Here is a 15134-nt window from a genome sequence, read left to right on the forward strand (position 1 = left end):
GCGGCAGGGTCGCGTTACACGTATTCGGTCGGCACGGCCACCGGGCGACGTTCGAGCGACGCCGACCACAGCGTGAGCGCGAGCGCGGCGACGGCCATCGCGACGCCGACCCACGGCAGGTTCACGAGCGACACGCCGGAGCCGATCGCCATGCCGCCGAGCCACGCGCCGGTCGCGTTGCCGAGGTTGAACGCGCCCTGGTTCAGCGTCGATGCGAGGTTCGGCGCGTCGCTCGCGCGATCGACGATCATGATCTGCAGCGGCGGCACGATCGCGAACGCGAGGATACCCCACACGAAAATCGTCGCGAGCGCGGCGAACGGCAGATGCATCGTGCCCGCGAACAGCGAGAGGACGATGCCGATCAGCGCGAGCGTCGCGATCAGCGACGGCATCCGGCGCCAGTCGGCGAGCTTGCCGCCGAGCGTACCGCCGACCGTCAGGCCGAGGCCGAACAGCAGCAGCACGTAGGTGACCTGGCGTGGCGAGAAGCCCGTCACGTCCTCGAGGATCGGCGTGATGTACGTGAACACGCTGAACAGGCTCGCGGACGCGAGCACGCTGATGCCGAGCACCATCAGCACCTGTGGGTGCTTCAGCACGCTGAATTCGCGCGTGATGCTGGTGTCGGGCATCGCGAGATTTTTCGGCAGGCACACCGCGAGCGCGGCGGCCGCGGCGATGCCGATGCCGGTGACGGCCCAGAACGTCGCGCGCCAGCCGAACGCCTGGCCGAGCGCGGTGCCGAGCGGCACGCCGAGCACGTTCGCGAGCGTGAGGCCGGTGAACATCAGCGCGATCGCCTGCGCGCGGCGGTTCGGCGCGACGAGGTTGCTCGCGACCACCGAGCCGATGCCGAAGAACGCACCGTGGCAGAACGCGGTGACGACGCGCGCGGCCATCAGCACCGCGTAGCCGGGCGCGATCGCGCAGAACAGGTTGCCCGCGATGAACAGCCCGATCAGACCCATCAGCGCACGCTTGCGCGGCATCTTCGCGGTGACGATCGCGAGGATCGGCGCGCCGACCGTCACGCCGAGCGCATAGCCCGACACGAGCATTCCGGCGGCCGGGATCGACACGCCGAGGTCGCGCGCGACGTTCGGCAGCAGGCCCATGATCACGAATTCGGTGGTACCGATTCCAAATGCGGCGACGGCAAGGGCGAAAAGAGGCAGGGGCATCGCGGTAGGCTCGGGAAAGGATGCCGCTCGAGCCAGGCGCGGGATGCGCGGGACGGGCGGTCGGTCAGGCGAACGTCAGCCGCGATTCTACTTCAGTGAAAACCCCTATGCTTGGGGCCAAAACGGTTGTTGCCGGCGTGCGACGGGGCGGCGGGCGGGGAGCTTCCCCCCGTGGGATCGGCGGCGATTCGGTAGCGGCACGATGGTGGCTGCCGAACCGTGCATCAGGCGATGCGTTCGGGCGCCCCGTCGGGTATCGCGGCCGAGGTTTTTTCGATTTCAGCATCTGCCGGCGACGCAGCCGATCCGGCCCCGTCGATCGCCGCCGGCGCGTCCCAGCCGTTCTCGAACAGGCAGGCTTCGATCGGCATCCGCGCGGCCCAGCGTTCTGCTTCGAGCATCGGCTTCGCATAGAACGCATCGACGTGCCCGATGCACAGCACGGCGATCGGCTTCGCGCCGTCGGGCATCCGCAGCAGCGTGCGCAGCGCATCGACGTCGAACAGCGACACCCAGCCCATCCCGAGGCCTTCCGCGCGCGCCGCGAGCCACATGTTCTGGATCGCGCATGCGGCGGATGCCAGATCCATCTCCGGCAGCGTGCGGCGGCCGAACACATGGCGTTCGCGGCCGTCGGCGAGCGCGACGACCAGGAGCTCGCCGCATTCGCGCACGCCCTCGACCTTCAGCCGCATGAATTCGTCCTGACGCTCGCCGAGCGCGTCGGCGGTCGCGCGGCGCTCGGCCTCGACCAGCGCGTGAATGGCGGTGCGCAATGCGGGATCGGTGACGCGGATGAAGCGCCACGGCTGCATGAAGCCGACGCTCGGTGCGTGGTGCGCCGCGCGCAGCAGCCGCGCGAGCACGGCCGGATCGACGGGCGCCGGCGTGAAGTGGCGCATGTCGCGCCGTTCGAAGATGGCGCGATAGACGGCGGCGATGTCGGAATCGTCGAAACGCATGAGCGGCAAAGGCAGGGAAGGACGTCGGCGCAACGATAACAGACGGCGCGCACGAAACGTTACTTCACGCGAAACAATGCACTCAATTGTTGACGAGGTTGGGTGCGGTGAGCGGCAATGAGCAGAAGCAAACGATTGCGGATGCGCTGCTGGCCGTCAAACGGGCTGTTTCTCAACGGTTTGGCATGACGACGTTCTGCGGCGCGCCCGCATGCCACGCCTCGATGTTCAGCAGCGTCGTGTGCGCGATCTCGGCCAGCGCCTCGCGCGTGAAGAATGCCTGGTGTGACGTGACGATCACGTTCGGGAACGTCAGCAGGCGCGCGAGCACGTCGTCCTGCAGCGGCAGGTCGGAGTGATCCTCGAAGAAAAGCCCGCTTTCCTCTTCGTACACGTCGAGCCCGAGATGGCCGAGCTGGCCGCTCTTGAGCGCGTCGATCAGCGCCTGCGCATCGACGAGGCCGCCGCGCCCCGTGTTGATCAGCATCGCGCCGTGCTTCATCCGCGCGAGCGTTCGTTCGTCGATCAGGTGGTGTGTCGACGGCAGCAGCGGGCAATGCAGGCTGACGATGTCGGCGTGATGCAGCAACTCGTCGAGCTCGACGTAGCGCGCGCCGAACGCGATCAGCTCGTCGTTGTACGGCGGTACCGAGTGCGCGAGCACGTGCATCCCGAAACCCATCATGATCTTCGCGAACACGCTGCCGATGATGCCGGTGCCGATCACGCCGACGGTCTTGCCGTGCAGGTCGAAGCCGAGCAGCCCGTTCAGCGAGAAATCGCCTTCGCGCGTGCGTGCGACGGCGCGCGGCAGGCGGCGGTTGAGCGCGAGGATCAGCGCGACCGCGTGCTCGGCGACCGCGTGCGGCGAATACGCGGGCACGCGTACGACCGCGATGCCGAGCCGTTCGGCGGCGGAGAGGTCGACATGGTTGAAGCCCGCCGAGCGCAGCGCGATCAGCCGCGTGCCGCCGTCGGCGAGCCGCTCGAGCACGGCCGCATCGACGGTGTCGTTGACGAACGGGCAGACGACGTCATAGCCGTGCGCAAGGATCGCCGTTTCCGCGTCGAGGTGCGACGGCTGGAAGTGCAGCCGATAGCCGAACTGCCGGTTGGCGGCGGTGAACGAATCTTCGTCGTACTGCCGGCTGCTGAACAGGATCACGCGCACGCTGCACCTCCGATGGCTGACGCGCGCAGTTTACTGCAGGCCCGTGACGATATCGGCGTGTTCGGGCCCGCGCACCGGCCGCAGGAAGCCGTAGTCCGTCCGCTCGCGGGCGGACGGCGCGCCGAAGTGCTCGAGTGCGTGCTCGACGAAGCTGCGCGTGCGGGCCGGCACGTACTGGCGGTTCGGATAGACGAGCGACAACTGCGCGTCGGGATCGTCGATCCGGTAGCCGGCCATCAGCCGCACGAGCGTGCCGTGGTTGAGCGCGTCGGTCACGCACGGCTCGGGCAGCACCGCGATGCCGGCGCCGGCCACGGCCGCCGCCTGCACGAGCGCGAGCTGGTTGACCGTGCAGGCCGGGCGCACCGTGACCGAATGGGCGACGCCGTCGTGACCGACCAGTTGCCACGTCGGTGCGTGCTGGTGCGGCGCGAGCGTGACCCAGTCGTGGCCCGGTAGATCGTCTGGCACGCGCGGCTCGCCGCGCCGGTCGAGATAGGCCGGCGCCGCGCACGCGACGAACGGGTTCGGCGCGAGCGCATGGCCGATCAGCGACGGGTTGCCGTCGAGCCGGGTGCCGGTGACGATGCCGACGTCGTAGCCCGAATCGAGTACGTCGAGCGGGCCTTCGGCGACGGTCAGCTGCACGCGCAGCTCCGGATAGCGGTGCCGGAAGCTGCTGACGAGCGGCGTCAGCGCCAGCGGCGACAGCAGCCCCGACGCGACGACGCGCAGCGTGCCGGCCGGTTCGCGCGCAGCATGCGCGACCGACGATTCGAGGTGGTCGAATTCCTCGAGCAGCGCGCGGCAACCATCGAGGTAGCGCACGCCGGCCTCGGTGAGCGACAGGTTGCGCGTGGTGCGATGGATCAGCCGTGTGTTCAGGTGGCCCTCGAGCATCGCGATCGAACGCGTGACGAGCGCATTGGACACGCCGAGATGGTGCGCCGCGCGCCGAAAGCTTTGCTGTTCGGCGACGCAGACGAATACACGCATGGTCTGAATCTGGTTCATGGCTTGCGTATTTCTGGCCCGGTTGATTGATTTTGGTTGTGATTTATCGCCGCACGACATCGAAAGCGCATTGCGCGGCCCCAGCTCTCCCTCGTATCGAAAATCGAATTTCGATTCCGCAGACGATTGTTCAATACGGAACCGATATCCGTCAACCTGAGAAAATGGGCGGCTTGCGTAAAATCGAAATCGCGAGTACCGGTTTAACGCTGCAATGCAGCAAGATCCTCCCGCGAAAAACGGTGCGGTATTGGAATATGCGCCGAGGCGGCCGGGATTGCCTATTCCAATCAACGTGTTGAGCTAAATTCATGCGAACCGTGACAGGGCAATTTCGGAATCGCTCCCCAATACATGCCGCAATAGTGGATGTTTTTTCCACGTTCGGATTTTGTGTATCGAATTCGCTCCGCGATTTGTATCAGGTGACCGCTCCATTTCGTTCGAACCGAGAATCCGGCTGAACCGCCGGTGTCGGCGAATCGTTGCCGATATTGACGGAGAAAATCGTGCGGGCGGAACTCGAATGGAACCGTTTCGGAACCGGCCGGCAATCCATTTTTCAATCCGGCGGGTCGTGGCGCAACCGGCTGGCCCGGTCCGGCGACCGGCCGGCGTCGCGCTGTCCGGACGTGCGTGCCTCTTGCGCGGGGCGGCGGAACGCGGAATGATCGACCGGTTCGCCGTGCCATGTCACGGGCGTCCGAGCATTTTCCTTTCCTCACCTTTTTCCAGCCATGTCCATCGATTATTCGCCGATTCCCTGTCCCGTCGTCGTGCCGCTCGACGCGATCCTGCCCGAAGAACCGCTGCTGATGATGGGGGCCGGCCCGGTTCCGATCCCGGCCGTGGTGGCCAAGGCGAACACGATCGTGATCAACCATCTCGGCGCGACGATGGCGAAGATCATCGAGCAGGTGAAGGAGATGGCGCGCTACGTGTTCCAGACCCGCACGAAGTGGGTGCTCGGCGTTGCGGGCCCAGGCTCGGCCGCGATGGAAATGGCGATCTCGAACCTCGCGTGGCGCGGCACGCGCGTGCTGTCGATCCGCAACGGCTTTTTCAGCGCGCGGATGGCCGAGATGGCCACGCGCGTCGGCGCCGACGTCGCGACGCTCGAAGTCGCCGACCGCGCGGTCGCGAGCCTCGACGAGATCGCCGACGCGATCGCGCGCGAGCGGCCCGAGATCGTCACGATCGTGCAGGGCGAGACGTCGAACACCGTATGGAACCGCGACCTGCGCGACATCGCCGCGCTCGCGAAGGCGGCCGGCGCGCTGGTGGTCGTCGACGCGGTGTGCACGCTGTCGACGATGCCGCTCGAGATGGACGCGTGGGGCATCGACGCGGTGATCACCGGCGGCCAGAAGGGGCTGTCGTCGATTCCGGGCGTGTCGCTGATCGCGTTTTCCGATGCCGCGTGGGAACGCATGAAGAAGCGCCCCGAGCCGAATGCGCACTGGTGCCTCGACATGGCGCTCGCGGAGAACTTCTGGCACAACGCCGGCTATCACTACACGGCGCCCGTGTCGGGCGTGCTCGCGCTGCACGAGGCGCTGCGGCTCGTCTGCGCGGAGACGCTCGAAAGCCGCTTCGCGCGCCACCTGCGCTGCTCGCTGGCGCTGCAGGCGGGTGTCGAATCGATGGGGCTCAAGCTTTATGCGCCGAAGGACTGCCGGCTCAATTCGGTGGTCGGGATCGAGACGCCGGAGGGGCTCACGCCGGGAATGGTCTGCGGCCATATCTCGAAGCAGTACCAGGTCGAGATCTCGGGTTCGTTCGGGTTGCCGATCGTGCGGATCGGGCAGATGGGCGAGCAGTGCCGCGAACACAACCTGTTCCGCACGCTGCATGCGTTCGGCCGCACGATGGTCGACCTGAAGGTGCCGGTCGACCTGCCGGCCGGCGTCGCCGCGCTCGAACAGGAACTGTCGCGGCGCGGCGCGTAAGCGCGGAACAGCGCCACGGGGCCGCGCTCAGCGGCCCTGCATCGCGCGCCGGTACGTATTCGGCGTCGTGCCGTGCGCGTCGCGAAAGCGATGGCTGAAGTGGCCGGCGTTCGCGTAGCCGCAGTCGGCCGCGATCTGCGCGAGCGGCAGCGCCGTCGTGCGCAGCAGCTCGCGGGCCCGAGCGAGCCGTTGCTCGGCCACCCATGCGTGCGGCGCACGGCCGAACGACAGCCGGAACATCCGCGAGAAATGGTATTCGGACAGCGCGGCGACCTCGGCGAGTTCGCCGAGCGTCAGCGGCTGCGTCAGGTACGTGTCGATGTAGTCGCGCACGCGGCGGCGCACGGCCGGCGCGAGCCCGCCGCGGTACGACGTGTCGGTGCGCGTCGTGCTCTGGCCGCGCAGCAGCAGGCTCAGCACGTCATGCGCGGTTTCGTTCGCGCGCAGCCGGTCGTCGGCATCGTCCCAGCCGTCGAGCGCAAGCGAGCGCAGCAGCGCGGCGACGCGCGCATCCTCGAAATAGGTGCGATCGGCCAGCTTCAGTTCGCGCGGTTCGCGGTCGAGCTCGCGGATCGCGCGCTGCGTGAAGTGTTCGGGCAGGAAATACAGGTGGATGAAATGCATTTCGCCGCGCACCCACCAGCGCGATTCATGGTCGCCCGGCAATGCGCACAGCAGGCTCGGCGCGCCGTAGCGCGGCACGCGCTGGCGCTCGGTCCGGTAGCCGCCGTCGAGGTAGCACGACAGCGTGTGGTGACCGGGCTGCTCGTAGATCGTCTCGCTTTCGTCGGTGATCCGCGTCCATTCGGCGATCGCGAGATGGTCGCCGAGCCACGCGAAGCGCTCGAGCGTCGCGTTCGCGTCGGCGAGCGTGCGGCAGACCGACTGCAGGCCGAACGGCAGATCGCCGCCGGCCAGGGCGGCGGCGCGGTCGACGGGCGGGGCGCAGAGGGAGGGACTCATGATGCGCCGAGTATAAGCGGCCGCGCGACCGCGTGTGCGGCGTCCCGAAAAAGACCGCAATTCCGGACAATCGGCACGCGCGGTGCGGCGGCATAGTCGGGATCCCGATTCACCCGATTTCCCGGATTGTCGCCATGAACCTGTCGCTTTATTTCGTCACCGTGCTGATCTGGGGCACTACCTGGATCGCGATCAAGTGGCAACTCGGCTCGGTGCCGCCGCCCGTGTCGATCGCGTGGCGCTTCTGGCTCGCGGCCGCCGTGCTGTTCGCCCTGCTGCGCGTGATGCGCCGACCGGTGCGCCCGCCGCGCGAAGCGTGGCGCTTTCTCGCCGCGCAGGGCTTCGCGCTGTTCTGCCTGAATTTCCTGTGCTTCTACTATGCGGAGCAGGTCGTGCCGAGCGGGCTCGTCGCGGTGATCTTCTCGACTGCGCCGCTGCTGAACTCGATCAACGGCCGGCTGTTCATGGGCCGCCCGCTGCGGCCGTCGGCGATCGCCGGCGCGCTGCTCGGCCTGACCGGCATCGCATGCCTGTTCTGGCAGCAGATGGCCGGCCATCTCGACGATCACGCGACTTGGATCGGGCTCGCGATCGCGTTCGCCGGCACGATGTGTTTCTCGGCGGGCAACCTGCTGTCGAGCCGGATGCAGTCGATGGGGCTGCACCCGCTCGCGACCAACGGCTGGGCGATGCTGATCGGCGCGGCGATCCTGACCGTCGGCAGCGCGGTGGCCGGAATGCCGTTCACGCTCGACATGAGCCCGCGCTATCTCGGCGCGCTCGTGTACCTGGCCGTGCCGGGCTCGGTGATCGGCTTCACCGCCTACCTGACGCTCGTCGGCCGGATCGGGCCGGAGCGCGCCGCGTACTGCACGGTGCTGTTCCCGATCGTCGCGCTGGCCGTGTCGACGGTGTTCGAGGGCTACCAATGGTCGCCGCTCGCGGTGATCGGGCTGCTGCTCGTGGTGGCCGGCAATCTCGTCGCGTTCGATCTCACGCGCCGGTTGTTTCTGCGGACGGCGTGACCGCGCCGGCCATCGCAACGGCCGCCATATAAAAAAACGCCTGCGCGATGCAGGCGTTTTCTTTTTGACGCGACGGCGCCGCGACTTTCGCAACTGGCCGCCGTGAGGCGAGCGGCGTGATCAAGCCGCCGCGCCGCTTCCCGCCACACGCGCCTGCCGCTGATACAGCACCATCGACAGCGCGACGCCCGCGGCGGCGGCCACCGCCGCGAACAGGAACACCTGCGGATAGCCGAACGCGCCCGCGACATAGCCGGCGAGCGGGCCGGTGATGCCGAGCGACAGGTCGAGGAACACCGAATACGCAGACAGCGCCGCGCCGCGGCTCGCGGGCGGCACGAGTGCGACGGCCTCGACGCCGAGCGCCGGGAAGATCAGCGCGAAGCCGAAGCCCGTCAGTGCCGCGCCGACGAGCGCGACGTGCGGCACCGGCGCGAGCCACAGCAGCACGAGGCCCGCGCATTCGAACGCGAACGACACGATCGCGACGCGGAAGCCGCCGTGGGTCTTGATCGTGTTCGCGAACAGCAGGCGCGCGCCGATGAACAGCGTGCCGAACACGGTCAGCGACAGCGCGGCGTTCGGCCAGTGGCGCGCCGCGTAGTACAGCGTGACGAACGTCGCGATCGAGCCGAAGCCGGCCGAGCCGAGCGCGAGGCCGAGGCCGTGCGGCAGCACGCGCGTGAACACGCTCGCATACGACATCCGTTCGCCGTGCACGAGCGGCACGGCAGCGATCAGGCGGGCGAGGTAGAAGCCGAGCGCGGCCAGCGCGATCACGATCACGCCGATCAGCGCCGGATTCAGCGTATGGGCGATCGCGACGCCGACCGGCGCGCCGAGCGCGAGCGCGCCGTAGGTCGCGATGCCGTTCCACGAGATCACCTTCGCGTTGTGCGCGACGCCGACCCGGCCGATGCCCCACAGGATCGCGCCGGTGCCGCACAGGCTTTCGCCGACGCCGAGCACGAGCCGGCTCGCGATCAGCAGCACGAGGCTCGCGACCGGCCAGTGTGCGAGCAGCAGCGCGACGAGCAGCAGCACGCCCGACACGCCGCAGCCGACCAGCCCGCGCAGCACCGTCTGCTTCGGCCCCAGCGTATCGGCGAGGCGCCCGGCGAGCGGCCGCGACGCGAGCGTCGCGAAATACTGGACGCTGATCGCGCCGCCCGCGACGATCGCGGAAAAGCCGAGGTCGTCGTGGACGAAGCCCGGCAGCACCGCGAGCGGCAGGCCGATGGTCAGGTAGCAGATGAACGTGAAGCAGACGACGGACACGATTTGCAGCGTGACCGCGAACCCGCTGTGCGGCGGTGTGGCGGAATCGGTTGACATGGGGTCGGAACGAATGACGGATCGAACGGAAAACGGCGGAAAAGGGAATCGGGATTTTCCCATGGAACCGGTTTTCACGCAGGTACCGTTTAGTTAACCGGGCCGCCGTTCGCGAAGACGACCTGCGGTCGCGGGCGCCGGGAACGGCAGAGCGCACGGTGCGGCAAAGGGCGCGGGCGGCCGGGCGCGCATATCGCGGCAGTTATATGAGCCGCATGCGCGATGGACTATGGGTTGCGGAATTTGACGGTGATAGCGTTCAAACTGTCGGAAAAACGTCGGTCGAGCGCTCCGCGCAGGCCGCCTTGCCCCCAATTTGAAGAAACACCGAGACATGAGTGAGCCGATTCGCTTCTACCATCGTCACGCGATCCGCGAAGTCAGCGGCGCGGACGTGACCCGCACCGTGCTGCAATACCTGCGCGAGGACGCGCATTGCACCGGCACCAAGGAAGGCTGCGCGGAAGGCGACTGCGGCGCGTGCACGGTCGTCGTCGGCGAACTGACCGACGCCGGCGCGGTCGAGTTCAAGGCCGTCAACGCGTGCATCCAGTTCTTGCCGACGCTCGACGGCAAGGCGCTCCTGACGGTCGAGGACCTGCGCCGGCCGGACGGCGCATTGCATCCGGTGCAGCAGGCGATGGTCGATTGCCACGGTTCGCAATGCGGGTTCTGCACGCCCGGCTTCGTGATGTCGATGTGGGCGCTGTACGAGAAGCACGGCCACGAAGGCTGCGGCAACGCGTGCGCGAAGGCGAAGGACGTGCCGACGCGCACCGAGATCGCCGATGCGCTGACGGGCAACCTGTGCCGCTGCACCGGTTATCGCCCGATCGTCGATGCGGCGGTGCGGATGTTCGATGCGACCGGCGAAGGTGCGACCGGCGAAGGCGCGACCGGCGAAGCCTCGCCGGCGCCGTCGGCGGTGGTCGACACAGCGGCGCTTGCCCGCACGCTCGCATCGCTCAAGCGCGACGACACGTTCGACTACACGGCGGCCAACGGCGCGCGCTTTGCCGCGCCGCGCACGCTCGACGCGCTGGCCGCGCTGAAGGCCGAGCGTCCCGACGCGCGCATCCTCGCGGGCAGCACCGACATCGGGCTGTGGGTCACCAAGCAGATGCGCCGCCTCGACGATCTGATTTACGTCGGCCAGATCGCCGAACTGCAGCAGGTCGTGGACGGCGACGACTGGATCGAGATCGGCGCGGGCGTGACGGTCGAGAAGGCCTATGCGGCACTCGCCCGCACCTACCCGGAGCTGACCGAGATGTGGAAGCGCTTCGCGTCGCTGCCGATCCGCAACGCGGGCACGATCGGCGGCAACGTCGCGAACGGCTCGCCGATCGGCGATTCGATGCCGGGCCTGATCGCGCTCGGCGCGCGGGTCGTACTGCGCGGCCGCGACACGGTGCGCGAGCTGCCGCTCGAAGCGCTCTACACGGGCTATCAGCAAAAGGACATGGCGCCGCATGAATTCGTCGTCGGCCTGAAGGTGCCGACCCGCACCGGCGCGCGCGCGAAGCTGCAGTTCCGCACCTACAAGCTGTCGAAGCGGTTCGACTCCGACATCTCGGCCGTGTGCGCGGCGTTCGCGTTCATCGCGGACGGCGACACGATCCGCGAGCCGCGCGTCGCGTTCGGCGGGATGGCGGCGACGCCGAAGCGCGCCACACATACGGAAGCCGTGCTCGACGGCGCACAGTGGCACGAAGCCACCGCGCAGGCCGCGATGCAGGCGCTCGAACGCGACTACCAGCCGCTGTCCGACATGCGCGCGACGAGCACGTATCGCCTCGATACCGCGAAGAACCTGATGTTCCGGTTCTGGCTGGAGACGCGTCCGCACGACCCGCTGCCGCCGCAGGCGCTGAACGTGCGCGAAGTAGCCGCCGAAGTTGCCAACGACGCGGCGCGCGTCTGAAGACGGAGAACACCGAACATGAACCAGCAAGCAGAACCGTTCCTCAGCACCGTCGACCCGCAGGCCGACGCCGCGCAAGTGCACGTGTCGCGCGCGCACGAGTCCGCCCACCTGCACGTGAGCGGGCGCGCCACCTACACCGACGACATCCCGCTCGTCGCGGGCACGCTGCACGCGGCGCTCGGGTTGTCGGCGAAGCCGCACGCGAGGATCGTGTCGATGAACTTCGACGCGGTGCGCGCGACGCCGGGCGTGGTCGCCGTGTTCACGGCCGACGACATCCCGGGCGTCAACGATTGCGGGCCGATCGTCCACGACGATCCGGTGCTCGCGAAGGGCGTCGTGCAGTTCGTCGGCCAGCCGATGTTCATCGTCGTCGCGACGTCGCACGAGACCGCGCGGCTCGCCGCGCGCCGCGCGCAGGTCGACTACGAGGAGCTGCCCGCGATCCTGACCGCGCAGGAAGCGCGCAAGGCCGAAACCTACGTGATCCCGCCGCTGAAGCTCGCGCGCGGCGACGCGGCCGCGCGGCTCGCCGCCGCGCCGCACCGCGAGTCGGGCGAGATGCTGCTCGGCGGGCAGGAGCAGTTCTACCTGGAAGGGCAGATCGCGTACGCGGTGCCGAAGGACGACGACGGGATGCACGTGTACTGCTCGACGCAGCACCCGAGCGAGATGCAGCACCTCGTCGCGCACGTGCTCGGCGTCGCGTCGCACAACGTGCTGGTCGAATGCCGCCGGATGGGCGGCGGGTTCGGCGGCAAGGAATCGCAGTCGGGCCTGTTCGCGTGCTGCGCGGCGCTTGCCGCGTGGAAGCTGCTGTGCCCGGTGAAGCTGCGTCCGGACCGCGACGACGACATGATGATCACCGGCAAGCGGCACGACTTCCATTACCGCTTCGACGTCGGCTACGACGACGACGGCCGCATCGACGGCGTCGCGCTCGACATGACGTCGCGCTGCGGCTTCTCGGCCGACCTGTCGGGCCCGGTGATGACGCGCGCGGTGTGCCACTTCGACAACGCGTACTGGCTTGGCGACGTCGACATCGCCGGCTACTGCGGCAAGACCAACACGCAGTCGAACACCGCGTTCCGCGGCTTCGGCGGCCCGCAGGGCGCGTTCGCGATCGAATACATCCTCGACGACATCGCGCGCTCGCTCGGCCGCGATCCGCTCGACGTGCGCTACGCGAACCTGTACGGCAAGACCGAACGCAACGTGACGCCGTACGGGCAGACGGTCGAGGACAACGTCCTGCACGAGCTGCTCGGCGAACTCGAGACGACGAGCGACTACCGTGCGCGGCGCGCGGGCGTGCGCGCGTTCAACGCGCGCAACCCGGTGCTGAAGAAGGGCATCGCGCTCACGCCGGTGAAATTCGGCATCGCGTTCAACGTCACGCACTTCAACCAGGCGGGCGCGCTGGTGCACATCTACACCGACGGCTCGGTGCTCGTGAACCACGGCGGCACGGAAATGGGGCAGGGGCTCAACACGAAGGTCGCGCAGGTGGTCGCGCACGAGCTCGGCATCCGCTTCGGCCGGATCCGCGTGACGGCGACCGATACGAGCAAGGTCGCGAACACGTCCGCGACCGCCGCGTCGACGGGCTCGGACCTGAACGGCAAGGCCGCGCAGGATGCGGCGCGCCAGTTGCGCGAGCGGCTCGCGGCGTTCGCGGCGAAGCAGTTCGGCGACGGCACGGTCGATGCGGCCGACGTGAAGTTCGGCAACGACTTCGTGTGGATCGGCGGCGCGAGCGTGCCGTTCGGCGAAGTGATCGCGAAGGCCTACCTCGCGCGCGTGCAGCTGTGGTCCGACGGCTTCTACGCGACGCCGAAGCTGCACTGGGATCAGTCGAAACTGCAGGGCCGCCCGTTCTACTACTACTCGTACGGCGCGGCCGTGTCGGAAGTCGTGATCGACACGCTGACGGGCGAGATGCGCACGCTGCGCGTCGATGCGCTGCACGACGTGGGCGCGTCGCTGAACCCGGCGCTCGACATCGGCCAGGTCGAAGGCGCGTTCATCCAGGGGATGGGCTGGCTGACGACCGAGGAGCTGTGGTGGAACCAGGGCGGCAAGCTGATGACGCATGCGCCGTCCACGTACAAGATCCCGACGGTGAACGACACGCCGCCCGAGTTCAACGTGCGGCTGTTCCAGAACCGCAACGTCGAGGACAGCATCCACCGCTCGAAGGCCGTCGGCGAGCCGCCGCTGCTGCTGCCGTTCTCGGTGTTCTTCGCGGTGCGCGACGCGATCGCGGCAGTCGGCGATTACCAGGTGAATCCGCCGCTCGACGCGCCGGCCACCGGCGAGTCGATCCTGCGCGCGATCGGCGCGGTGCGTGCGGCCCGCGCGGGCCAGGCAGGCTGACATGAAACGCTCTTTGCGCGCGCTTCGTACGTTGCCCGCTCACGGCGGCACGGCCCGGCGGAGGCTGGCATGAACGGGCCGGCCCAGCCGTCGCGCGCCGCGTCGACCCCGGCGTTCGCGCAAGGCACCGGCCAGCGCAACCGCGCGACCGGCGCGCCGGCGCCGATGCACATCGTGCTGTTCGGCGCCGGGCACGTCGGGCACGCGCTCGTCACGCTGCTCGGCGCGCTGCCGTGCGTCGTGCAGTGGGTCGACACGCGCGACGAGCTGTTCCCGGACGAATGTCCGCCGAACGTGCAGCCGGAGCCGACCGACACGCCGGAGGCCGTCGTCGACGCGGCGCCGCCCGGTGCGTACTTCCTCGTGATGACGCACAACCACGCGCTCGACTTCTCGCTCGCCGCGCAGATCATGCGGCGGCGCGACTACGCGTACTTCGGGATGATCGGCTCGCGCACCAAGCGCGTGAAGTTCGAGCGCCGGCTCGTTGCGCGCGGCGTCGATCCGGCGCGGCTCGTCGAGATGGTGTGTCCGATCGGTGTCGCCGGCATCGTCGACAAGGCGCCGGGCGCGATCGCGGTGGCCGTCTGCGCGGAGCTGCTGCAGGCACGCTCGGGCATGCGGGTGGCCGATGCGAAGGCGGCGGCGGCCGGGCGCGCACGCGAAGACGTGTCCTGCGCGCGGTAAAACGCCGATGTCGCGCGGCCGGCGCACGGTCGCGCGTTTTTGCATACACTGCACGACGACGCGCGGCAGCGGGCCGTGCTTCACCTCACCGTGCACACCCATGTCCGATCACTCCGTCTATCTCGACGCGCTCGATGCGAGCCTCGTCGTTATCGAGCGCTGGCTGTCCGGCGTCGATACCGCGCCGGCGGTGCTCGATGCGCTGCTCGCGGCGTTTGCCGCCGATTTCACGATGACCCTGACCGACGGCCGCGTGGTCGACCGTGACGGCACGCGCGCGCTGTTCGCGAAGCTGGCCGGCGCGAAGCCGGGGCTGCGCATCACGCTGTCGGAGATCCGCGTGCTCGCGGCCGACGCATCGCATGCGGTGATCGCCTATCTCGAAGCGCAGCACGCGGCGGCGGGCGAGTTGCCCGCGCGCCGTGCGACCGCCGTGTTCGCGCGCGACGCGGCGGGCGTCGTGCGCTGGACCCATCTGCAGGAAACCTTCTGCACGGCCTGAGCGGCCGCGCTGTCGAACGGTCGCGCGGCGCGCCGG

Annotated in this window: 13 protein-coding genes; 6 read left to right on the forward strand and 7 right to left on the reverse strand. The window is 68.7% G+C overall.

The features are described 5' to 3' along the window. Nucleotides 1–14 precede the first annotated feature (14 nt). The 4 genes from WS61_RS14575 to WS61_RS14590 all read right to left on the reverse strand — a co-directional run bounded on the left by WS61_RS14575 (nt 15) and on the right by WS61_RS14590 (nt 4331). Complete coding sequence (locus tag WS61_RS14575) at nt 15–1184, reverse strand: MFS transporter (RefSeq protein ID WP_059501087.1); 1170 nt, start codon at nt 1182–1184, stop codon at nt 15–17. 224 nt (nt 1185–1408) lie between these two features. Beyond that, nucleotides 1409–2146 (reverse strand): 5,6-dimethylbenzimidazole synthase, encoded by a 738-nt coding sequence (gene bluB / locus WS61_RS14580; protein ID WP_059501088.1) that lies wholly within the window; start codon nt 2144–2146, stop codon nt 1409–1411. Between the two features lie 172 nt (nt 2147–2318). Further along, complete coding sequence (locus WS61_RS14585) at nt 2319–3317, reverse strand: 2-hydroxyacid dehydrogenase (protein ID WP_059501089.1); 999 nt, start codon at nt 3315–3317, stop codon at nt 2319–2321. 30 nt (nt 3318–3347) lie between these two features. Further along, entirely contained in the window at nt 3348–4331 is a 984-nt protein-coding gene (locus tag WS61_RS14590; RefSeq protein WP_059501090.1) for a LysR family transcriptional regulator, read from the reverse strand. 737 nt (nt 4332–5068) lie between these two features. On the opposite strand from WS61_RS14590, the gene WS61_RS14595 reads away from it, so the two are divergent. Next, a complete protein-coding gene (locus WS61_RS14595; RefSeq protein ID WP_059501091.1) occupies nt 5069–6280 on the forward strand; it encodes an alanine--glyoxylate aminotransferase family protein in 1212 nt (403 codons plus the stop codon). 27 nt (nt 6281–6307) lie between these two features. Here the strand turns inward: WS61_RS14595 and WS61_RS14600 are convergent, their stop codons facing one another. Then, entirely contained in the window at nt 6308–7243 is a 936-nt protein-coding gene (locus tag WS61_RS14600; RefSeq protein WP_059501092.1) for an AraC family transcriptional regulator, read from the reverse strand. A gap of 134 nt (nt 7244–7377) precedes the next feature. On the opposite strand from WS61_RS14600, the gene WS61_RS14605 reads away from it, so the two are divergent. Next, nucleotides 7378–8268 (forward strand): DMT family transporter, encoded by an 891-nt coding sequence (locus tag WS61_RS14605; RefSeq protein ID WP_059501093.1) that lies wholly within the window; start codon nt 7378–7380, stop codon nt 8266–8268. On the opposite strand, the gene WS61_RS34860 is transcribed toward WS61_RS14605, so the two are convergent. Both WS61_RS34860 and WS61_RS14610 read right to left on the reverse strand, forming a co-directional pair. Continuing rightward, a complete protein-coding gene (locus WS61_RS34860; RefSeq protein WP_157692733.1) occupies nt 8237–8392 on the reverse strand; it encodes a hypothetical protein in 156 nt (51 codons plus the stop codon). The two genes, WS61_RS14605 and WS61_RS34860, sit on opposite strands and share 32 nt — an antisense overlap. Next, the gene (locus tag WS61_RS14610; protein ID WP_059501094.1) at nt 8389–9603 is read right to left on the reverse strand and encodes an MFS transporter; all 1215 of its coding nucleotides are present in this window, start codon (nt 9601–9603) and stop codon (nt 8389–8391) included. The genes WS61_RS34860 and WS61_RS14610 overlap by 4 nt, the downstream gene beginning before the upstream one ends. A 334-nt stretch (nt 9604–9937) precedes the next feature. Between WS61_RS14610 and xdhA the strand changes: the two genes are divergently transcribed. From xdhA to WS61_RS14630, 4 genes are all read left to right on the forward strand, one after another. Further along, a complete protein-coding gene (gene xdhA / locus WS61_RS14615; RefSeq protein WP_059501095.1) occupies nt 9938–11527 on the forward strand; it encodes a xanthine dehydrogenase small subunit in 1590 nt (529 codons plus the stop codon). Nucleotides 11528–11545: 18 nt separating this feature from the next. After that, entirely contained in the window at nt 11546–13909 is a 2364-nt protein-coding gene (gene xdhB, locus WS61_RS14620; RefSeq protein ID WP_059501096.1) for a xanthine dehydrogenase molybdopterin binding subunit, read from the forward strand. A gap of 69 nt (nt 13910–13978) precedes the next feature. Further along, complete coding sequence (xdhC, locus tag WS61_RS14625; protein ID WP_059501097.1) at nt 13979–14596, forward strand: xanthine dehydrogenase accessory protein XdhC; 618 nt, start codon at nt 13979–13981, stop codon at nt 14594–14596. Nucleotides 14597–14696: 100 nt separating this feature from the next. Further along, nucleotides 14697–15098: a nuclear transport factor 2 family protein gene (locus tag WS61_RS14630; RefSeq protein ID WP_059501098.1), complete on the forward strand. Its 402-nt coding sequence runs from the start codon at nt 14697–14699 to the stop codon at nt 15096–15098. The last annotated feature ends 36 nt before the right edge of the window (nt 15099–15134 follow it).

Origin of the sequence: Burkholderia sp. ABCPW 11 (assembly GCF_001523445.1) — a bacterium.
GTDB lineage: Bacteria > Pseudomonadota > Gammaproteobacteria > Burkholderiales > Burkholderiaceae > Burkholderia.